Raw genomic sequence first — 18,643 nt, 5'->3', positions numbered from 1 at the left:
TTCTCATGGATTCGCTGCGAATCTGAGACCAGTGGAGAGCCCTACTATTAAGTGATGACCGCCCCTGACGCAGCCGCGGCAACACCCCAGCACCCCCACGGCCTGACGCACCGTCAAGTGCTCTCGTGGCGCAACGCGATCGCGACTCTGTTCACGCTTGCCGGGTTCTCGTTTGCTAGCTGGGTGGGGCGCATTCCCACCGTTCGCGACCTTTTCGATGCCAGCCATTCGGAGATTGGTGTTCTGCTTTTCGGGCTCGCCATCGGATCCATTGTGGGGTTGCTGGTTGCCGGGCGACTTGTCGAACGCTTTGGGGCTGTCGCCGTTGTGCGGGTGTGCATACTCGTCTTCGTCACTGCCCTCGCGGCCACCGCCATAATGATCGGCGTTCTCGGAAGCTTCTTGGGTGCAGTAATCACTCTCGCCATCATGGGCACCTCCTTCAGCGCCTACGACGTCGCCATCAACCTCTCGGGTGCCGCAAACGAACGACTGCTTGGCCGCTCAACCATGCCGACCCTTCACGGCTTCTACAGTCTGGGCACGATGGCAGGCGCCGGAATCGGGGCAGGGGCCGAAGCGCTCCATATCCCGCTCGCGCTGCACCTCTCTGTTGTCGCCATAATTGCTATCACTGCCGCGCTCACCGCCCTGCGCTTCATCCTGCCCGAATCGTTGGCGGATGCCCCACCCAATACTCAAGAGATCAAGATCGCGTCAGGAGAGCTGGCCGCCCCCAAATTGCGCAGTGTGTGGCTCGAACCCCGCACCGTCATCATCGGCATCATCGTCTTGGGAATGGCCTTTGCGGAGGGAACAGCAATCGACTGGCTCGCCCTCGCCATGGTCGACGGCTACGAACTCGACAATGCGTTTGGCACCCTCATCTTCGGTGTCTTTGTGACCGCAATGACAGCAACGCGCTTCTTGGGGGTTCGTGCCCTCGACCGCTTCGGGCGCGTGCCGGTGCTGCGAGCATCCGCCGGGTTCGCTGCTTTCGGCCTGTTGCTCGTCATTTTCTCGCCCGTAGTCTGGCTGGCCGTCATCGGAACCGTGTTCTGGGGTGCTGGCGCGGCCCTCGGCTTCCCCGTCGGAATTTCCGCCGCCGCCGACGATCCCAAACGCGCAACCGCCCGCGTCACCGCCGTTGCCACGATCGCCTATTCGGCCGCGCTCGTAGGGCCACCAATGATCGGCTTCATCAGCGACCAGGTCGGCATCCTCAATGCCCTGCTCGTGATTGTCGTACTCAGCGCACTTTCGGGCATCCTCTCCCCCGCCGCCCGCGAATTAGCAGGCCGCCACGCTCGTTCTGTCATCGACTTTGCGTCGCCGGGTACGACATCCGCAGCAGTCAGTCTTGCCACGACAGAGTTGCAGATCGTTTCGGCCACTGACATCGCTGAAGCACAAAGCGATGAACGCCGTGGCGACCGCGATAACGACGCACCGCCGCCTGCCGCACACCGTTAGGCTCGACAGGTGCGACTTGTCATAGCCAAATGCTCCGTTGATTACGCGGGACGTCTCAGTGCCCACCTTCCCCTCGCCACCCGGCTGTTGTTGTTGAAGTCGGATGGCTCAGTGCTCGTGCACTCCGATGCGCTCTCCTACAAGCCTCTCAACTGGATGAGCCCACCCTGCGTGCTCTCCACAATCGAGCCCGAAACTGAGCAGTCGGATGCCGGAGTCACCGAAATCTGGAAAGTCGCCCACACCAAGTCGGCCGACATGCTCATCGTTTCGATTCACGAAATCCTGCACGACTCCAGCCACGAACTGGGCGTCGACCCCGGACTGCAAAAGGATGGTGTCGAGGCTCACCTGCAGAAGCTGTTGGCTGAGCACATCGACATTTTGGGTGACGGCTACCGTCTTGTGCGCCGCGAATACATGACCGCCATTGGGCCGGTCGACATTCTCGCGACCGATGAGAACGGCGCGAGCGTTGCCGTGGAGCTTAAGCGCCGCGGCGACATTGATGGCGTCGAGCAGTTGACGCGCTACCTCGAGCTGATGAACCGCGACCCGCTACTGGCTCCGGTTGCTGGCGTGTTTGCGGCCCAGGAAATCAAACCACAGGCGCGCACTCTGGCTAAAGATCGCGGCATCCGCTGTGTGCTGTTGGACTATGACGAGATGCGCGGACTCGACGACCCCAACATGCGATTGTTCTAGTATTCAGGCTTGCCGCTTAGGCTTGATACAAATGGCTAATAACTGGACCTGCATCCTCGTCGACCTCGATGGCACGATCGCCGACTCGGCGCCCGGAATCACGACCTCCCTCGCATTCATGTTTGAGGAGATGGGCTACCCCGTTCCTTCGCAAGAAGAGCTTCGGGCGTATGTTGGCCCGCCGATTCTCGATTCGTTCCGCGACCGCGCCGACTTCACCCCCACCGAATCGGCTCAGGCGCTGGCCGTGTACCGCCGCCATTACATGGAGGGCAACAACGCCCACGGCAGTGACATCTTTCCCGGCATGGCCAAGGTTCTGAAGAAGCTGCACAAGAGCGGGATCCCGCTGTCCCTGGCCACCTCGAAGCCCGAGTTTCCCGCATCCGTCATTTTGGACCACGCAAACCTCACGCAGTACTTCCGGGTGATGTCGGGCGCATCGATCGATGAGATTCGAAGCGCGAAGAAGGATGTCATCGCCGAAGCCCTCACCCGTCTAAAGATGATCGGCGCTGATGTAAGCAACCCGGTCATGATCGGTGATCGCGACTACGACATCGAGGGTGCCCACGAGCATGGCATCCCCACCATCTATGTCGAGTGGGGTTACGGCAACGCCGGCGAATCCGAAGGGTCGCTCGCTGTCGTCTCGAAGGCAGAAGAGCTGCTTCCGCTGTTGCTGCCTAGCTAGCGAGCGAGGCGCTCCACAACACGACCGTAAAGCCGCGGCAATCGCGCGGCGAGCGGCACGATGGCTCGGCGCAATGGTGACTTGGCTGCGGCAACAAGCCCGGTCGTGAGCATCCGGAAGTCGCGGGTCACTCGGCGCCACTCGAGTTCGTACCGTTCGGGTTCACCGGCAACGATGCACTCAATAGCTGCGCGTGCCTCGGCCAAGCCCAACCGGATGCCCTCCCCCGTGATCGCATCGACATAGCCAGCGGCGTCGCCAACGAGCAACACTCGGCCCGCACGCTGCCCGGTGGTGTTTTGCAAGAGCGGGCCAGCACCCCGCACTGACGATGCGGGGGGCGCCCCGCGCAGTCGTTCGGCGAGCGCCGGCACACTCGCCAACGCGTCCTCGAATGACGTTCCGCGCGCGCCCAGCACCGCAACACCCACCTCGTTGTCACCAACCGGCGTGACATAAACCTCGGCCTTCGGCGCCCAGTGAACCTCAACGAGATCAGTCCACGGAGCAACCTCAAAGTGCTGCCGGATGCCGAACCGCCGAGAATCACGTCGCCTCACGCGGCGATGGCGCGCGGCCAGGCCAACCAGCTCGCGCACCGTGGAGTGCAGGCCATCACAGCCGAGCATCCACCGCCCCTCGATGGTGCGGCCGTCAGCGAGGTACGCGGATACCGCGTTCACTTTGGCACCAGCCTGCTGACCGTCGCCAGACTGCTCGATAGCCTCAACCTTGCCGTGCACAAACTCCACACCGAGCTCGACTGCGCGTTCGACGAGTGCCCGGTGCAGTTCGGTGCGCCGAACGCCGAGCGCAGCATCTGAGGTGAAGCGGTGTTCGGCGGTGTGGGTGCCGTCGTGGTAACTGATGCCCGCGATTCTGCGCCCGTGCGGGTGCACCCCGAGGGCGTCGAGTTCGATGACCGCACCGGGCATGACTCCTTCGCCGCACGCTTTGTCGATGGTTCCGGTGCGGGGTTCGATGACGAGGGCGGTGAGGCCGTGCATCCGCGCGTTGATGGCAGCGGCAAGACCAACAGGCCCGCCACCAACGACGATCACGTCAACGATGCCACTCTTGCTGAGCCCGGTCATGGCGTCAGTTCGCGCAGCGCCCGATTTTCGGTCGGGATGCGGAACGCCAGCAGCAGCACCGCATTCAGCACGGTGAAGACAATCGCGGTGACCCAGGCGGTGTGCACGAGCGGCAACGCGATGCCCTCGATCGCCACGACGAGGTAGTTCGGATGCGGCAGCCACGTCAGGCGGTAAGGGCCACGGTTCTGCACCCGGCCAGCTCCGGGAACAACGATCACGCGGGTGTTCCACTGAGCGCCGAGCGAGCTGATGATCCAGTAGCGCGCGGCCTGGCTTAGGAGCGTGATGACGAGCATCGGGATTCCGAGCCACAACAGGAACGGGCGATCGGCCACGATCACTTCGACGACGCACGCAATCAGTAGCCCGGTGTGCAGGGCGACCATCCACGGAAAATGCTTCTGGCCGTACTCGCGACCACCACGCTCGAATGCCGCGGCGGCATTGCGCTTCGAGATGCGCAGCTCATAGAGGCGTTCCATGCCCGTGCCGATAACTAGGGCGATGTAGGCGAGGACGGTCATGCGCGCGGCTCCTTCATATCGACCGCTCCCCCGTTGCGCCAACCCCGGTGTGCGGCGGCGGCGCGCATCACGACCACTCCAGGAGAACGAATTCGGCGCTCACGCCTGGGCCGAGAGCGAAAGCGAGAGCGTGACTACCGGGGGCTGGCGCTGGGTCGGCGTGCAGAGCATCCGCCAGCACATGCAGCACGGCAGCCGATGACAGGTTGCCGACGCGTGAAAGACAATCCCAACTGCTTTGCAGGTCGCTGCGCTTAAGCCCGAGCGAACTCTCGAACGCTTCAAGAACGCGAGGGCCGCCCGGATGCGCAAGCCAGGTATCGATATCTGCAATCGTCAGACCGTTGCGGCCTAGAAAATCGCTGACCTCGGCGGGGAAGCTGTTCTGAATGACGTCGGCGACTCCGGCGGTGAGCACGATCTCGAAGCCGGTTCCGCCAACATTCCACCCGATCACGTCGTGGCTGTCAGCGATGAACGTGCTGCGAGTATCGACGATGCGCGGGCCGGGCTCGCTGCGGTTCTCCCCCACCATGACGACGGCTGCTGCTCCATCGCCGAAGAGTCCGGTGGCCACAAAGTTGCCCATGGTTTGGTCGTCGCGCTGCAGGGTGAGCGAGCACAGTTCGACGCTCAACAAAACGCCGACCTCATCCGGATGCCCGACCAAATAGTCATGCACGCGGGCCAAGCCCGCGGCTCCCGCCACACAGCCCAACCCAAACGAGGGAACCCGTTTCACGTCGGGCCGTAGCCCCAGGCGTGGAACCAGCAGCGCGTCGACCGAGGGTGCCGAAACTCCCGTGACGGAGGTGAAGAAAACGAAGTCCACATCGCGCGGGGTGAGCCCGGCATCCGCGAGCGCTGTCGTGAGTGCTCGGTCAAGAAGGTCGGTGGCGACGCGAATGAACTCGTTGTTGCTTTCACGAAAGCTTCCGAGGTCGCGGTAGCGCTCGAGCGGGAGTGCTGTGTGCCGACGCTGGATTCCGCTGGCCCCGTGCATCCGCTCAATGACGGACTGATGCGAGGGAGTAGCCGACAGGAGCGGCCCAAGCTCGGCAGTGATTTCGGCCTGCGTGTAACTGTATTCGGGCACGACCGGGGCGACCGCCGCAACTCTGCTCATGCTGCGACTCCGCTCATGAAGTGAAGCTATCACGCGTCGAGATCATTGGCGTCGGTGTCACTTTTCGTTCGAGTCCACTGCCCTGAATTGCCGGGGATGCCAAGCTCTCCCCGCCGCTTTTGTGCAGAAACCTTAGCTTTCGAAGACTTTGTTGGGGCAGGCGGGTTCGCGGTCATTTCTAAAGCCCGGTCACGGTTGGGCCCGTCTATCGCACGTCGCGAGGCCTCTGCAGCGTCGAGTGAGATTCCGTAGCCCAGGGCTATCTGTATCCAGTCGCTAGTGCGCTCCGCAACGTCCCGCACAATCGCTGATGCCTCGTCGCGACTGAGCCGAAATGCATCGTGGGCGTCACGCAATTCGCGGATATCTCGGCCATACCGTTCGCCGCCCTCAACGATGGGCGTTGCTTCGACCTGCTCGGGGCGGCGGTTCGGTTCGAGGTCGAATACTGGCGACAACTTCCAGCCCGCGTAGTCGCGGAGAAACCCGTGATTGCGAAAATGATCGTCCACGTTGCCGATGAGCAGACTGAGCGCAATCCGACGGAATAGCTCCGCTTGGTCGTCCCGTGGCGCGGGACTGTATTGAGCAAGCGTGTCAGAAATGTCACTGTAGGACAGCGTCTGATTGTCACCTTTAGTTGTCAACGAATGTGCACTGATGTAGCCAATTCGTTGACCGTTGTCGCGATCAAACCGGCGACTGAGCAGTATCGACTGCGACTCCGAGAGCCGCACAAGATCGAACTCTGGGGTGTCGATACCGGCAGCTTTGGCAAGAGCGAGTGCCGTAGCTTCCCACGCCATCGGATCGTAAAACTCGGTTTCGCGAGCGAACTTCGCCATCCACAATTCGCCGCCATTCCTGACAGTTGCTTTGGGGCGCGCGCCTCCGGCGCTGGTGCCGGCTTCGACAAGGATCTGAAGTTCGGCATCCGTTTCTTCGCCTTCTTCAAAGGCACGGGCGGCAGCAACAATCCTTTCTAGGTCGTGCACTTCGGCAACAGGATGATTGCGAGCTCCCAGGTACGCACCGCGCGCATCCCGCAATCGGAGTGCCCCCTGCCGGGTAGCGTCGTTAACGTGCGTGAGAAAGTCGAAGGTCGTGCGGGCCGACGTTCCCGCACGGATGATTCGTTTGCCCCAATCGTCTGGCATGGAGTCACCAAGTGCACCGAGAGTTTCACGGCCAGACCACGTTCGAATAGGTCCCCCCGTGCGCGGCATGTCTGGGGAGAGCTCGTACCCACGCGGATCGGTAAGGTAGCCGTCGGCGTACCGAAAAACGAGCGAGGTAGCAGCAGAGCCCATTGCTGATTCGCTGGCGACAGTGCCCGCGAGAACTTCGTCGCCGTCGGGGAGAACAACGTGAACCTCAGCTGCGGTGAGCTGGTCAGTCATTACTCCTCCTCGGTTCGCTTGGATGAGCGGGGAATCCGCACGCGTTCTACGCTTGCGCGCGCAAGGTTGCGGGAACCGAAGTCGCTGGCAATCGGGTCAGAGGCATCAACAACTGCAGCAAGGATACCGACAGCCCGCATGACTGCGAGCAAATTCTCGGATGATGTAGAGCGGCCCGTTTCGATCGCGCGGAGCGTGTCGCGGGATACACCAGCACGTTCCGCCGTGATGTGCGCCGTGAGACCCGAAATTTTGCGCCACGACCTAATATTGCGGCCGAGACGTTCCATCTCCCTCACAAGAGTCGCGCTCTGTGACGCCATATCATCTCCCAATTAGTGCCGTAATATTCAGTCACTATATCATTTTGTGACTATATTTTCCGGCACTATGGTTTTATTTACGGGCGCCCGAACGCATCCCCGGTGCGGCGGTGGGCACGCCAGGCACGCCACGCTCCTGTCGACCAGAGGGCCCAGAGAACAAGCACGGGCTGGAACGGCATCCGGATCCACCGTTTGAGATCAGTGTCAAGGCCGAGCGAGTCGACCTGGTTCACCAGCTGGGAGATGTTGCCGGGATAAATCGCGATGAAGAATGCAGCCGCAACCCAGCCCACGTGCGGCCGGTACTTCTTGGCGAAGATGAGCGCGCTACCGAGGGCGATCTCGACGACGCCGGAGGCGACGACCACGAAGTCTTGGTCGAACGGCTGCCAGTCCGGCACTTGCGCCTGAAAGTCTTGGCGCGCAAAAGTGAGGTGACTGATGCCGGCGAAGACGAGAGATGCACCGAGCGCGATGCGGCCGACCCTGCGGCCGATGCGGCTCGCGCGGGATGGCTCTTCAATCGCATTCGTGGATGTCGCGGGGTCAGTGCGCTCTGGTGTCTGCTCCATCTCCTCATTCTGGTGGTGTGTGCTGCGCATCTGCCGAGTGCGGCCTGATCGGCACGCCGCGAGTGCAGCGCGGATGCTCGGGGCCACACTGGTCGCATGACTGAAGACTCTGCGTCATCCTCCGCCTCCGCACATGCCGCGCCTTCGCCTGATCTTGGCGTGACGTCGCCGTCAACAGCCCGCGAGCGCCCGACACTTCTCCGCCACTGGAACGCTACGGCGATCACCTTCGCAGTGCTCTCCATCGTCGGCTTGATCGGCACCTGGATCTTCAACGCCTTAGCGATCGTGCAAATGCGCGATTACCTCGGCGATTGGTTCGGTAGCGGCCCCGCCGTGAACTCGCTCGGCGTCGACCTTCTTGTTGTTGCCGTCGCGGGCAGCATCCTCATCATCATCGAAGCCCGCAGGCTCGGGATGAAGCGGGCCTGGCTCTACATCGTGCTCTCAGGCATCACGGCCTTCGCGTTCACCTTCCCCCTGTTCCTCGCAATGCGCGAGCGCAAGCTAGTGGAGCTCGGGCGCCGCTGACGACCTAAGCGGCAGCACACTTGCCCAAGCGACCTACAAGAAGGTGGAAGAATCGAGGGATGAAGATCCTCTCGATTCAGTCCGCAGTCGCGTTCGGCCATGTCGGCAACTCTGCCGCGGTGTTCCCGCTGCAGCGCATCGGCGTCGAGGTGTTGCCGGTTTATACGGTCAACTTCTCTAACCACACCGGCTACGGCGCGTGGCGCGGACCGATGATCGACCCGAGCGATGTGTCTGAGGTCATCGCGGGCATCGAAGATCGCGGAGTCTTCCCCCAGATCGACGTCATCCTCTCCGGCTACCAGGGCGGTGAGGGCATCGGCGATGTCATCATCGACACCGTTGCGCAAGTCAAGGCAGCCAACCCGAACGCGATTTACGCGTGCGATCCCGTGATGGGCAATGCGAAATCCGGATGCTTCGTCGCCCCCGCCATCCCGATCCTGCTGCGCGAGCGCGTGGTTCCTGTGGCCGACATCATCACCCCGAATCAATTCGAGCTTGGCTTCCTTACTAATACGGAGCCAGACACCATCGAGTCGACTCTCGCGTCTGCAGATCTCGCCCGCGCCCTAGGCCCGAGCACGATTTTGGTCACGAGCGTGGAGCGGCCCGACGCTGAAGCCGACACTATCGAAATGATGGTCGTGACGGATGCCGGAGCCTGGATCGTGCAAACCCCACGACTGCCGATGAAGGCCAACGGTTCCGGAGATGTGACCGCCGCCCTCTTCACCGCGCACTTCACGCGCACCGGCGATGCGGCGGATGCACTGGCTCGCACGGCATCCAGCGTCTTCGACCTACTCACCAAGACGCTCGAGTCTGGCGAACGCGAACTGCAACTCGTCGAGTCGCAGGAGTTCTACGCGAACCCCCAGATGCAGTTCTCGACTCGCCAAGTTCGCTAGCTACGGATCCAAATAGCAATAGGGGCACAGTGTCCGTGAAATCCACACGAGCCGAGTCGCTTTACGCTCTCGTTAGTCGTGGCCTTCGGCGAACAAACCCTTTCGGAGTTCCAGTTCGTCAATACAGAATGAAACGCTCAGCGCTACGCTACCGAAGCTATTCGCGGACCATAGTCGATCTGATATCGCGTCGACCGAGGCATCCAAGCTGCAGACTGAACGCGCGGTAATTACGGAGGACGGGACGATTTCGAGGGCACGCGGGTCGTCGATTACAAGATACGTCCACTCACTATCGCTACTCAGCACACGGGCTACATAGGGATCGCGGTCAGAAAACGAGACCACTTCGGAATGTGCCCAAGCCTGGTCCGACGGGATAAGTAGCCGTAAAATTGAATGACTTCCTAAGAGAATCCACGATGCGCCAACGACGGCGATGAGGATAAGGCCGCTCAGACCGAGGGTCTTCAAGCGTCCGTTCCTCGCATCCTTCAAGACTTTCCGGCCCCAGCCCGATAGTCGCGGACCGAAACCTATTACCGCGAACGACAACAGCCCGACCGTCAGCATTGCGATCAGAAGCACTACAGTCCCGAATGGTGACTGAAATATCGCTGCGATGAACAACGCAAAACTGAAACCCACGAACCACAGAAGACCCCGATACAGATTCCGTCGGTTGGGACTTTGCAGTGAAGCGGAGATCACTTTGATCGTGTGAACTTCCACTGCCAGCATCCCAAAGAGCGCCAGCGCCGGGGCCATCAGTAGGCCAGTCGAGAGAAGGATTTCCCCAAAGTTCGAAACGTGAACGAGCGCGAAAGCCAAATCGAGATCGCCGCGAGAAACCGCAGCAAGGCGGAGCAGCACCATTATGCTGCCGAGCAGCGTAAGCACCACAGAGAACTCTATGATTTTAGTCCCAGTCGACTTAGATTTCGTCACGCGTGAACTATATCGGCCAAGCCGTCCAGAGCATTCGCTCGTCACCACGTTTGAATCGCTCAGTTCAGCGGTACCAGCTGGCGGGTTGACTGTCAGTGTCATTTTGACGAACTAAGGCCAATAAGAAAAGGCCCACCAACCGGTGGGCCTTTTCTTGTACTTCTTGTGTGCGATTGCACTGTGCGCGAGGGGGGACTTGAACCCCCACGTCCTTTCGAACACACGGACCTGAACCGTGCGCGTCTACCAATTCCGCCACTCACGCGTGGATTGAGTTAACACTCAACTGAGTGAGATTATCACAGGGCCTGCCCCCTCAACGACTCGGACGAACACACCAATTCACTAACGATTCACAGTTTCGTCATATAGGGTCAATAGCTGCCCGTGTGTCCGAACGCCGGGTTCAACCAGACATGATCCAAAACTGCCGAAATTGGCAGTGCACAGACCACACCCCTGGGGGTTACCGCGTGAAACGATTGCTGACACTCAGCGCAATCATGGCTGTCGTCGTGAGCGTGACTGTTCCAGCCGCAGCACACATGGAGCCGTCTTCTCGCGACATTGTTTCCACTGCTTCCGCAGCTTCGGCATCCGCAGTTCTGCAACAGGCTTCAGCCGTCGCATCAGCTGAGGCCACCACCTCAATCCCCAGCCAGTCGTTCGCCTCATCGGCAGATGCCGAGATCAGCCCAGCAACTCGCGACGCCATCAAGGTAAAGAAGCTCGTTGTTGAGCCCGTCGCTCCCGTTTACACCCCCTCGGGCCCCTCTGGTTCCTTCGCAGGCTCCTACGGTGGCGCTTTCGCCGGCTTCCTCGCCGTCTGGCCCGCAAACGCCCCCGTCAATGACGGCTTCGGCTACCGCGGCGCCGGAGAATTCCACGGCGGAATCGACATCATGACCGGCAGCGGCGCCACTATCGTTTCTGCATCCCCCGGCGTCGTCACTCAGGTCACCTACGGCGGCGGCTGGGGTCAGTACATCAAAATCGATCACGGCAGCGGGGTTTCGACCCTCTACTCCCACATGATTCAGGGCTCACAGATGGTTTCCCCCGGCCAAACAGTTGCCGCAGGAACCCCCATCGGTTTGAGCGGAAGCACCGGTTATGTCACCGTCGCCCACCTCCACTTTGAGACCTACGTCAACGGCACACGCGTTGATCCGATGGGCCTCCTGCCCTAATTGCTCGGCGTCGGTAACGGGTTAGCCTCCCTTAACAGCTAACATCGACGTACTACAACGAGCTATCACGAGGAGAGCTTTGGGTCTTCTGGACAACTTTGAGCGAGGTCTCGAGCGTGCCGTAAACGGCGCATTCGCTAAGACCTTCAAAAGTGGTCTGCAACCCGTCGAAATCACCAGCGCTCTGCGCCGCGAACTCGACACGCAGGCCGCTGTAGTCTCGCGCGACCGTATCCTCGTGCCCAACAACTTCACGGTGCGCCTCAGCCAAACGGACTACCAACGGATGTCCGGGCTCGGGTCAACACTCATCTCAGAGCTCACCGAACTAGTGCAACGCCACGCCACAGCCCAGCACTACTCCTTCTCTGGCGGAATCGGCATCACCCTCGTTCCCGACGAGGCCCTCAGCCAAGGAATGATCGAAGTCGATTCGGTCAGCGTCAAAGGCACCGTCGCGTGGACTCCCGTGCTCGAAATCAACGGCACCCGGCATCCCCTCGTTCATTCACGCACCATCATTGGTCGAGGCAGTGAAGCTGACATCACCGTCGACGACAACGGCATCTCTCGCAAACATGTCGAAATCTTGTGGGACGGTTCCAAGGCCGAAGTCAACGACCTCAACTCCACAAACGGCTCCAAATTGAACGGATCTCCCGTCTCTCGCGCACCACTCGCGCCAGAATCCGTGATTGATATCGGTCGAACCCGTATCGTGTTCCGTGTGCTTGCCCAATCCGCAGATGTCGACCAGCCCGCTGACCGCCGCAACGACCGGGGGTTCACCCTATGAGTGAACTCACCCTCCTGCTGCTGCGCGTCGCCTTCCTCGCCATCATGTGGGGCTTCATCTTTGCCATCGTCTACGCGCTGCGCTCCGATCTCTTCGGAGAAAAAGTCCGACGGATGCCCGTGCAGAACACCGCCACGCCGTCCGCACCCGCAGCACCAACCACTCCCGCCGCTTCGCCCGTTGCAGCACAACCCACGCGCCCAGTAGCGCCTGCTCCCGCTTCCGGAAACTCCCTTGATGCCACACGACTCGTCATCGTGTCTGGCTCAAAAGAGGGACTCGAGATTTCTTTGCCGGATGAACAGCTCACGATCGGTCGTTCGAGCGAATCTGGTTTGGTCATCCGTGACGATTACACGTCAACTCACCACGCTCGATTGTTGCGCTGGGCTGACAGCTGGGTTGTTCAAGACCTCGATTCCACAAACGGCACCTTCTTGGCCGGCCAGCGCGTGAGCGTTCCGACGCCGATCCCGTTGAATACGCCGATCAAGATCGGTACAACCAGCTTCGAACTGCGACGGTAACTGGATGGCCAATTCGGGCAACAGTGCTGCCGCATCCCATGTGGGTAGGGTCCGCGCAAATAACCAGGACTCGGCCTACGCCGGCAGCCACCTGTTTATTGTCGCGGACGGCATGGGCGGTCACGCTGGTGGCGATGTAGCATCAGCGATCACCATCAAACACCTCGTTGAAGCCGACCGCGTTTTCGAGACCGCAGAAGAAGCAGCAGAAATTCTGCACGAGACTCTGCTTGCTGCCAACAACATCCTGTCTGAGACCGTAATTGAGCACAACGAGCTCACCGGAATGGGCACCACCGTCAGCGGCATGGTTCGCGTTGGCAACAAAATGGCCATGGCCCACATTGGTGACTCACGCATTTACTTGCTGCGTGACGGCACGATGACTCAAATCACGCACGATCACACCTTCGTTCAACGTTTGGTCGAGAGCGGGCGCATCACTCAAGAAGAGGCGGCCGTGCATCCACGTCGCTCAGTGTTGATGCGGGTATTGGGTGACGTTGATGCGTCTCCCGAAATTGATACTGATGTTCTTGAGACGAAGCCTGGCGACCGGTGGTTGCTGTGCTCCGATGGGCTGAGCAGTTTTGTCACAGAAGACAAGATCGCCGCAACGCTACGCCGAGTCACCGATGCGGATGCCGCAACCGAACGCCTCGTACAGGCCAGCCTCGACCAAGGGGCTCCAGACAACGTGACCGTGGTGCTCGTCGATATTGGTGATGACAATTCATCTGCCCACACCCCACCGATTACGGTCGGCTCGGCTGCGTCTCCGCTGTCGTTCGAGCCCTCAAGCTCTAAGAAGCCCGTTCGCCTCCCCAATTTGCTTCTGCACCCCCTCAAAGCAACGCAGCCTGACGATAGCCACTTCGAGCCTGAATCTGATGAGTACTACCAGGCGATCATCCGTGAAGATCGTCGTCGAGTTCGCCGTCGTCGTATCTCCTGGATCGCGTTCATCACGATCACTATTGCGGTGATCACTGGTGGGCTCGTTGGTGGTTACCAGTACACCCAATTGCAGTTTTACGTGGGTGCTGACGATGGCCAGGTTGCGATCTATCAGGGCGTGCAGCAAGACATCGGCCCCATTTCGATGTCGCACGTCTACCAAATCACTGACATTCGAGTGGTCGACCTTCCCCTGTACCGCCGCGCCAGCGTTGAAAACACAATCAACGCCCACGACCTTGAAGATGCCCGCCGCATAGTGAGATTGTTGTCTGATGCCCGCATCCCCTAGCCAAGACGTTCGCGCCTCGGCATCGGCCGGCCCGCGAGCGATCACCGAAAACATCCGCCTCAGGCTGCGGGTGCCCGCTCGGCTGCGCAATCTTGAACTGCTGCTCGTAATCATTGCGGTGGCAATCAATCTTGGGTCGATCGCTCTTGTTCAGTTGGGGGCAATCGGCCATCTCGGTTTCACCGTGCTTGGGCTCTCGGGTCTGCTTGGCGTGCTGGTGTTCGCGATGCACATCACTTTGCGGGTCACTGCACGGGATGCCGATCCTCTGATTCTGCCGATCATTACTGTGCTCAATGGGCTCGGTATCGCCATGATCTACCGCCTCGATTTGGCGGATGAGCTCACGGGCTGGAGCAGCGGCGGCGTTCGCCAGATTGTCTGGACGGGCATCGCGATCATCATTGCGATGGCGGTTCTGCTCATCATCAAGAACCACCGGGTGCTGCAGCGTTACCGGTACATTGCCATGTTCAGCGGTATCGCTCTGCTGCTCTTGCCGCTCGCTCCTGTCATTGGCGACACTCGTTTCGGTGCCCGCCTCTGGGTTCAGATTGGTGCGTTCTCGTTCCAACCGGGTGAGCTCGCCAAAATTGCTTTGGCGATTTTCTTCGCCGGTTACCTGGTCTCGGCTCGTGACTCGCTTTCGATGGTCGGTCGCAAAGTGTTGGGTATGACGTTCCCGCGTGCCCGCGACCTTGGGCCCATCATCGTCGTCTTCGTGGCGTCGATGCTCGTCTTGATCTTCCAGCGCGACATGGGTACTGCCCTGCTGTATTTCGGCCTCTTCTTGGTAATGATCTATGTCGCGACCGGCCGTTCTAGCTGGATTCTGCTCGGAATGGCCATGTTCTTGGGCGGCGCGTTCGTTGCTAGCCGCTTCCTCACCTACATTTCGGGTCGCATCGATGCGTGGCTCGATCCTTTCAACCCGGATGTCTACGACGCGACCGGTGGCAGTTACCAGCTAGTGCAGGGCTTGTTTGGCCTCGCAGACGGCGGGCTCATTGGCACCGGACTTGGACGCGGCAGCCCCCAGATCACTCCCCTCGCCGAGAGTGACTACATCATCTCGGCGCTCGGCGAAGAGTTGGGCCTTATCGGCATCTTCGCAATCTTGGCGCTGTACCTTCTGTTTGTGTCTCGTGGATTCCGGATCGGCTTTGCCGGTCAAGACGATTTCGGCCGCCTCCTCGGGGTCGGTCTCGCTTTCGTGATCGCGCTGCAAGTCTTTGTTGTCATTGGCGGGGTCACGCGCGTGATTCCTTTGACAGGACTTACGACACCCTTCCTCGCTGCTGGTGGTTCATCTCTGGTTGCCAACTGGATCATTGCCGCTCTCTTGCTGCGACTTTCTGACACCGTGCGCCACCAACCACAACTGGTTATTGAGCCATCCATCGAAAACCGATTGGTGGTGGGGCAGTGAACCGCGAACTCAAGCGTGTGAGCACTGTTGTGTTGCTCATGTTCGTGAGCTTGTTTATTTCAAGTTCCGTGATTCAGGTTGTCACTGCCGACAGCCTGCAGGCGGATGGTCGCAATGTGCGCACTCTGTATGCGAGCTACTCGGCCGAACGTGGTCCGATTCTCGTTGATGGTGAGCCGATCGCACTGTCCCAACCTGTCGACGACGAGTTCAAGTTCCTGCGGGTCTATCCGAAGGGCGAGCTCTACGCTCCCATCACCGGCTACCTCACGCTCAATCAGGGCAACACCGGACTTGAGAGTTCGCTCAATGACTACTTGAGTGGGTCATCCAACGATCAGTTCTTTGATCAGGTGAATGCAATTCTGACGGGTCAGAATCCGACGGGTGCTGCCGTCGAACTCACCATCGACCCTGTTGTTCAGCAGGCCGCTTGGGATGCTCTCGGCGACTACAAGGGCGCTGTTATCGCGATCAAACCCAAAACGGGGGAGATCTTGGCGATGGTGTCGAAGCCGACCTTCGACCCTAACGAGCTTGCCGTCCACAACACCTCAGCGGTGATTGAGGCCTATGAGAGACTCCTCAACGACCCGGACGCCCCCTTCTTCAATCGCACTCTCGCTGGTCCGTTGGATCCGCCCGGCTCCACCTTCAAACTTGTTGTCGCAGCGGCAGCCCTAGAGAGTGGCGACTATACGGGCGATAGCGACTTCCCGAATCCGGCAGAACTGCAACTGCCCGAGAGCACATTCAAGATCAGCAACGCAAACAGCGGAACTTGCGGCGCTGGCGCGTCAGCAACGATCGCTACCGCGATCCGACTCTCCTGCAATATTCCCTTCGCTCAGCTGGGTGATGCCCTCGGCGCCACTGCCATTCGCGACCAAGCAAACAAGTTCGGGTTCAACGAGAGCGTTTCTGTTCCTCTGGATTCGACCGAAAGTGTTTACCCGCGAGCCCTCGACCGTCCGCAGACAATGCTTTCGGCATTCGGACAGTCAAGTGTTCGCGCATCCCCGCTGCAGATGGCTATGGTTTCGATGGCCATAGCCAACAGTGGAACGCTGATGCAACCCAATCTTGTTGAGAGCATCATGGCATCTGATCTCACAACTATTCAGTCCTTCGAGCCGACCCTTTTTGGTCAAGCGATCAGCCCGCAAACCGCTGCGGCCCTCACCCAGATGATGGTTGATGGAGTCAACAGCGGTGCCGCGAGCAGTGCCAGAATAGACGGGGTCGACGTCGCAGGTAAGACCGGTACAGCAGAAAACGGAGTCGGTGAGCCATACACGCTATGGTTCACAGGGTTCGCGCCGGCAAATGATCCAGAGGTTGTAGTGGCGGTAGTAGTTCAGGATGGTGGTGGACTGGGACAGTCCGGCACCTCAAGCGGTATTTCCGCACCAATTGGGCGTCAAGTACTAGAGGCGGTGCTAAACAGATGAGACCGACCAGTGGGCTCACTTTCGGGGGCAGATACCAGCTTTCCAGTCGCGTAGCGATCGGTGGCATGGGCGAGGTATGGCAAGCAACAGACCTCGTGATTGGCCGAACCGTAGCCATCAAGATTCTTAAAGACGAATACCTGGGTGACCCCGGGTTCTTGGAACGGTTCCGCGCTGAGGCGCGCCACGCTGCCCTCGTCAACCATGAGGGCATCGCCAACGTCTTCGACTATGGCGAGGAAGAAGGCAGCGCCTACCTCGTGATGGAACTCGTTCCCGGTGAAGCACTCAGTGCCATCATCGAACGTGAGCGCGTACTCGACCCTGACCGCGTGCTCGATATGGTCGCCCAGACGGCAGCCGCACTTCAGGCCGCCCACGCTGCTGGCCTCGTTCACCGCGACATTAAGCCGGGAAACCTTCTCATCACGCCAGAAGGCCGTGTGAAGATCACCGACTTCGGTATCGCCAGAATTGCTGACCAAGTGCCACTTACGGCAACGGGTCAAGTCATGGGAACAGTGCAATATCTGTCTCCTGAGCAGGCAAGTGGCCACCCCGCTTCGCCAACCACCGACATTTACTCCCTCGGCATCGTCGCCTACGAAGCCCTCGCAGGACGTCGCCCCTTTACGGGTGAATCCCAAGTCGCAATCGCCATGGCTCAGATCAATGAGACTCCGCCTGAGTTGCCGATGTCGGTTTCCGAACCCGTGCGCAACCTTGTGTACGCCTGCTTGGCTAAATCGCCCGGCGATCGTCCGGCATCCGCATCGCATCTTTCTCGTGCAGCACAGTCATTGCGCCGCGGAGATATTGCAGCAGCGGCAGCAGCAGTGCCCGGAATTCTGGGAGACAACTCTCACGCGGCCACCGTTGGACTGAACTACGGCAACGCCACGCAAGCAACCCGCGTACTCAATACGGCGGGAGCGACCGGAGTCACCACGACGGCGGTCGTCGACGACGAACCCAAGAAACGCAACCCGTGGACCTGGCCCATCGTCGCGCTCATCTCCTTACTGGCCGTTGTGCTAATCGGCGCAATCATTGCCCTGCTGGCAAACCCTGAGGAACAAGCCCCGATCGAGACTTCCGGAACACCAACCTCGAGCTCGCCGACACCGTCGGCGACACCGACGGCAGAGAAGGTCGAGCTCACCGAAGCCGAACTTCTTGACCGCAAACAGGATGCCGTCGAGTCGATTCTCGCCGACAAGGGCCTCGTTCTCGCTGCCGAGACAGGAAGCGCGGCGCCGTCTGCTGAGAAGGTCGGTTTCTCCTACCGTGCCGCACCAACCGGGAACGTCAACAAGGGCGAAACCATCACGGTGTACTTCTACGACAAGGTCGCGGTCACGCCGACGCCGACCCAACCGTCGGCGAACACCCTCGACCCTCTCGGTCCCTATGCAGGGTCAGCAGAAGTGACCGTCAAATGGGCTGACTATCAAGGATGCCCAGCCGGGCATCCGCGTTCAGGGTTCAGCTTCCTCGTGCAGGGCGCCACTATCAATGAAGGCACCGCGAGTCGTGGCCCGAACGAGACTCAATTCACGATCACCCTTCCCCCCAATTCGGGAGACACGGCCACTATCTCGTACACCGCATTGTGCACAGATCTTGAGTCGCCATCGTCCGAGCCGGTCACCGTAACCATTCCGTGAGCCGCCGTCACGACAGGCAGCACATAG

19 protein-coding genes and 1 tRNA gene are annotated in these 18,643 nt (G+C 60.2%); 12 read left to right on the top strand and 8 right to left on the bottom strand.

Annotated elements, in window-relative coordinates:
- Positions 1-54: 54 nt before the first annotated feature.
- The 3 genes from ACOH1Z_RS07940 to ACOH1Z_RS07930 are packed head-to-tail and all read left to right on the top strand — an operon-like array spanning position 55 to position 2,872.
- Positions 55-1,473, top strand: coding sequence for an MFS transporter (locus ACOH1Z_RS07940; RefSeq protein ID WP_449647900.1), 1,419 nt, complete (start codon positions 55-57; stop codon positions 1,471-1,473).
- A gap of 9 nt (positions 1,474-1,482) precedes the next feature.
- On the top strand, positions 1,483-2,178 hold the full coding sequence (nucS, locus tag ACOH1Z_RS07935; protein WP_449647899.1) for an endonuclease NucS: 696 nt from the start codon (positions 1,483-1,485) through the stop codon (positions 2,176-2,178).
- Positions 2,179-2,209: 31 nt separating this feature from the next.
- Positions 2,210-2,872 (top strand): HAD hydrolase-like protein, encoded by a 663-nt coding sequence (locus ACOH1Z_RS07930; protein ID WP_449647898.1) that lies wholly within the window; start codon positions 2,210-2,212, stop codon positions 2,870-2,872.
- Here ACOH1Z_RS07930 and ACOH1Z_RS07925 read toward each other — a convergent pair.
- From ACOH1Z_RS07925 to ACOH1Z_RS07900, 6 genes are all read right to left on the bottom strand, one after another.
- Entirely contained in the window at positions 2,869-3,966 is a 1,098-nt protein-coding gene (locus tag ACOH1Z_RS07925; RefSeq protein ID WP_449647897.1) for an NAD(P)/FAD-dependent oxidoreductase, read from the bottom strand. The two genes, ACOH1Z_RS07930 and ACOH1Z_RS07925, sit on opposite strands and share 4 nt — an antisense overlap.
- Positions 3,963-4,493, bottom strand: a complete 531-nt coding sequence (locus ACOH1Z_RS07920) for an isoprenylcysteine carboxyl methyltransferase family protein (protein WP_449647896.1) — start codon at positions 4,491-4,493, stop codon at positions 3,963-3,965. The genes ACOH1Z_RS07925 and ACOH1Z_RS07920 overlap by 4 nt, the downstream gene beginning before the upstream one ends.
- A gap of 67 nt (positions 4,494-4,560) precedes the next feature.
- Positions 4,561-5,619: a type III polyketide synthase gene (locus ACOH1Z_RS07915; RefSeq protein ID WP_449647895.1), complete on the bottom strand. Its 1,059-nt coding sequence runs from the start codon at positions 5,617-5,619 to the stop codon at positions 4,561-4,563.
- Between the two features lie 29 nt (positions 5,620-5,648).
- On the bottom strand, positions 5,649-7,019 hold the full coding sequence (locus ACOH1Z_RS07910) for a type II toxin-antitoxin system HipA family toxin (RefSeq protein WP_449647894.1): 1,371 nt from the start codon (positions 7,017-7,019) through the stop codon (positions 5,649-5,651).
- Complete coding sequence (locus tag ACOH1Z_RS07905; protein WP_449647893.1) at positions 7,019-7,342, bottom strand: helix-turn-helix domain-containing protein; 324 nt, start codon at positions 7,340-7,342, stop codon at positions 7,019-7,021. The genes ACOH1Z_RS07910 and ACOH1Z_RS07905 overlap by 1 nt, the downstream gene beginning before the upstream one ends.
- Before the next feature lie 77 nt (positions 7,343-7,419).
- Positions 7,420-7,917 carry a DoxX family protein gene (locus ACOH1Z_RS07900; RefSeq protein WP_449647892.1) on the bottom strand — a complete coding sequence of 166 codons (498 nt, stop codon included), beginning with the start codon at positions 7,915-7,917 and terminating at the stop codon, positions 7,420-7,422.
- Positions 7,918-8,013: 96 nt separating this feature from the next.
- On the opposite strand from ACOH1Z_RS07900, the gene ACOH1Z_RS07895 reads away from it, so the two are divergent.
- A complete protein-coding gene (locus ACOH1Z_RS07895) occupies positions 8,014-8,448 on the top strand; it encodes a DUF2834 domain-containing protein (protein WP_449647891.1) in 435 nt (144 codons plus the stop codon).
- 59 nt (positions 8,449-8,507) lie between these two features.
- Complete coding sequence (pdxY, locus tag ACOH1Z_RS07890) at positions 8,508-9,359, top strand: pyridoxal kinase PdxY (RefSeq protein WP_449647890.1); 852 nt, start codon at positions 8,508-8,510, stop codon at positions 9,357-9,359.
- 72 nt (positions 9,360-9,431) lie between these two features.
- Here pdxY and ACOH1Z_RS07885 read toward each other — a convergent pair whose 3' ends face one another.
- Together ACOH1Z_RS07885 and ACOH1Z_RS07880 are read right to left on the bottom strand one after the other, a co-directional pair.
- Positions 9,432-10,262: a hypothetical protein gene (locus ACOH1Z_RS07885; RefSeq protein WP_449647889.1), complete on the bottom strand. Its 831-nt coding sequence runs from the start codon at positions 10,260-10,262 to the stop codon at positions 9,432-9,434.
- 226 nt (positions 10,263-10,488) lie between these two features.
- A tRNA-Leu gene (locus ACOH1Z_RS07880) sits at positions 10,489-10,572 on the bottom strand.
- A gap of 208 nt (positions 10,573-10,780) precedes the next feature.
- Between ACOH1Z_RS07880 and ACOH1Z_RS07875 the strand changes: the two genes are divergently transcribed.
- The 7 genes from ACOH1Z_RS07875 to ACOH1Z_RS07845 all read left to right on the top strand — a co-directional run bounded on the left by ACOH1Z_RS07875 (position 10,781) and on the right by ACOH1Z_RS07845 (position 18,616).
- Complete coding sequence (locus tag ACOH1Z_RS07875; RefSeq protein ID WP_449647888.1) at positions 10,781-11,497, top strand: M23 family metallopeptidase; 717 nt, start codon at positions 10,781-10,783, stop codon at positions 11,495-11,497.
- 79 nt (positions 11,498-11,576) lie between these two features.
- Positions 11,577-12,293: an FHA domain-containing protein gene (locus tag ACOH1Z_RS07870; protein ID WP_449647887.1), complete on the top strand. Its 717-nt coding sequence runs from the start codon at positions 11,577-11,579 to the stop codon at positions 12,291-12,293.
- Positions 12,290-12,820, top strand: coding sequence for an FHA domain-containing protein FhaB/FipA (locus ACOH1Z_RS07865; protein WP_449647886.1), 531 nt, complete (start codon positions 12,290-12,292; stop codon positions 12,818-12,820). The genes ACOH1Z_RS07870 and ACOH1Z_RS07865 overlap by 4 nt, the downstream gene beginning before the upstream one ends.
- Positions 12,821-12,824: 4 nt before the next feature.
- Complete coding sequence (locus ACOH1Z_RS07860; RefSeq protein ID WP_449647885.1) at positions 12,825-14,069, top strand: Stp1/IreP family PP2C-type Ser/Thr phosphatase; 1,245 nt, start codon at positions 12,825-12,827, stop codon at positions 14,067-14,069.
- On the top strand, positions 14,053-15,498 hold the full coding sequence (locus tag ACOH1Z_RS07855; RefSeq protein WP_449647884.1) for an FtsW/RodA/SpoVE family cell cycle protein: 1,446 nt from the start codon (positions 14,053-14,055) through the stop codon (positions 15,496-15,498). Before ACOH1Z_RS07860 ends, ACOH1Z_RS07855 begins: the two co-directional genes overlap by 17 nt.
- Positions 15,495-16,949, top strand: coding sequence for a peptidoglycan D,D-transpeptidase FtsI family protein (locus ACOH1Z_RS07850; RefSeq protein ID WP_449647883.1), 1,455 nt, complete (start codon positions 15,495-15,497; stop codon positions 16,947-16,949). Before ACOH1Z_RS07855 ends, ACOH1Z_RS07850 begins: the two co-directional genes overlap by 4 nt.
- The gene (locus tag ACOH1Z_RS07845) at positions 16,946-18,616 is read left to right on the top strand and encodes a protein kinase domain-containing protein (protein WP_449647882.1); all 1,671 of its coding nucleotides are present in this window, start codon (positions 16,946-16,948) and stop codon (positions 18,614-18,616) included. Before ACOH1Z_RS07850 ends, ACOH1Z_RS07845 begins: the two co-directional genes overlap by 4 nt.
- Positions 18,617-18,643: the final 27 nt, after the last annotated feature.

This window comes from Rhodoglobus sp., assembly GCF_053580035.1.
This window is presented reverse-complemented; position numbering and strand designations above follow the sequence as displayed.

Excerpts from the sequence above, each read along its gene's own strand:
- ACOH1Z_RS07915 (WP_449647895.1), bottom strand. The coding sequence starts at position 5,619 with ATGAGCAGAGTTGCGGCGGTCGCCCCGGTCGTGCCCGAATACAGTTAC.
- ACOH1Z_RS07860 (WP_449647885.1), top strand. The coding sequence starts at position 12,825 with ATGGCCAATTCGGGCAACAGTGCTGCCGCATCCCATGTGGGTAGGGTC.
- ACOH1Z_RS07895 (WP_449647891.1), top strand. The coding sequence starts at position 8,014 with ATGACTGAAGACTCTGCGTCATCCTCCGCCTCCGCACATGCCGCGCCT.
- ACOH1Z_RS07940 (WP_449647900.1), top strand. The coding sequence starts at position 55 with ATGACCGCCCCTGACGCAGCCGCGGCAACACCCCAGCACCCCCACGGC.
- ACOH1Z_RS07900 (WP_449647892.1), bottom strand. The coding sequence starts at position 7,917 with ATGGAGCAGACACCAGAGCGCACTGACCCCGCGACATCCACGAATGCG.
- ACOH1Z_RS07905 (WP_449647893.1), bottom strand. The coding sequence starts at position 7,342 with ATGGCGTCACAGAGCGCGACTCTTGTGAGGGAGATGGAACGTCTCGGC.
- ACOH1Z_RS07925 (WP_449647897.1), bottom strand. The coding sequence starts at position 3,966 with ATGACCGGGCTCAGCAAGAGTGGCATCGTTGACGTGATCGTCGTTGGT.
- ACOH1Z_RS07910 (WP_449647894.1), bottom strand. The coding sequence starts at position 7,019 with ATGACTGACCAGCTCACCGCAGCTGAGGTTCACGTTGTTCTCCCCGAC.
- ACOH1Z_RS07930 (WP_449647898.1), top strand. The coding sequence starts at position 2,210 with ATGGCTAATAACTGGACCTGCATCCTCGTCGACCTCGATGGCACGATC.
- pdxY (WP_449647890.1), top strand. The coding sequence starts at position 8,508 with ATGAAGATCCTCTCGATTCAGTCCGCAGTCGCGTTCGGCCATGTCGGC.
- ACOH1Z_RS07920 (WP_449647896.1), bottom strand. The coding sequence starts at position 4,493 with ATGACCGTCCTCGCCTACATCGCCCTAGTTATCGGCACGGGCATGGAA.
- ACOH1Z_RS07855 (WP_449647884.1), top strand. The coding sequence starts at position 14,053 with ATGCCCGCATCCCCTAGCCAAGACGTTCGCGCCTCGGCATCGGCCGGC.
- ACOH1Z_RS07845 (WP_449647882.1), top strand. The coding sequence starts at position 16,946 with ATGAGACCGACCAGTGGGCTCACTTTCGGGGGCAGATACCAGCTTTCC.
- ACOH1Z_RS07865 (WP_449647886.1), top strand. The coding sequence starts at position 12,290 with ATGAGTGAACTCACCCTCCTGCTGCTGCGCGTCGCCTTCCTCGCCATC.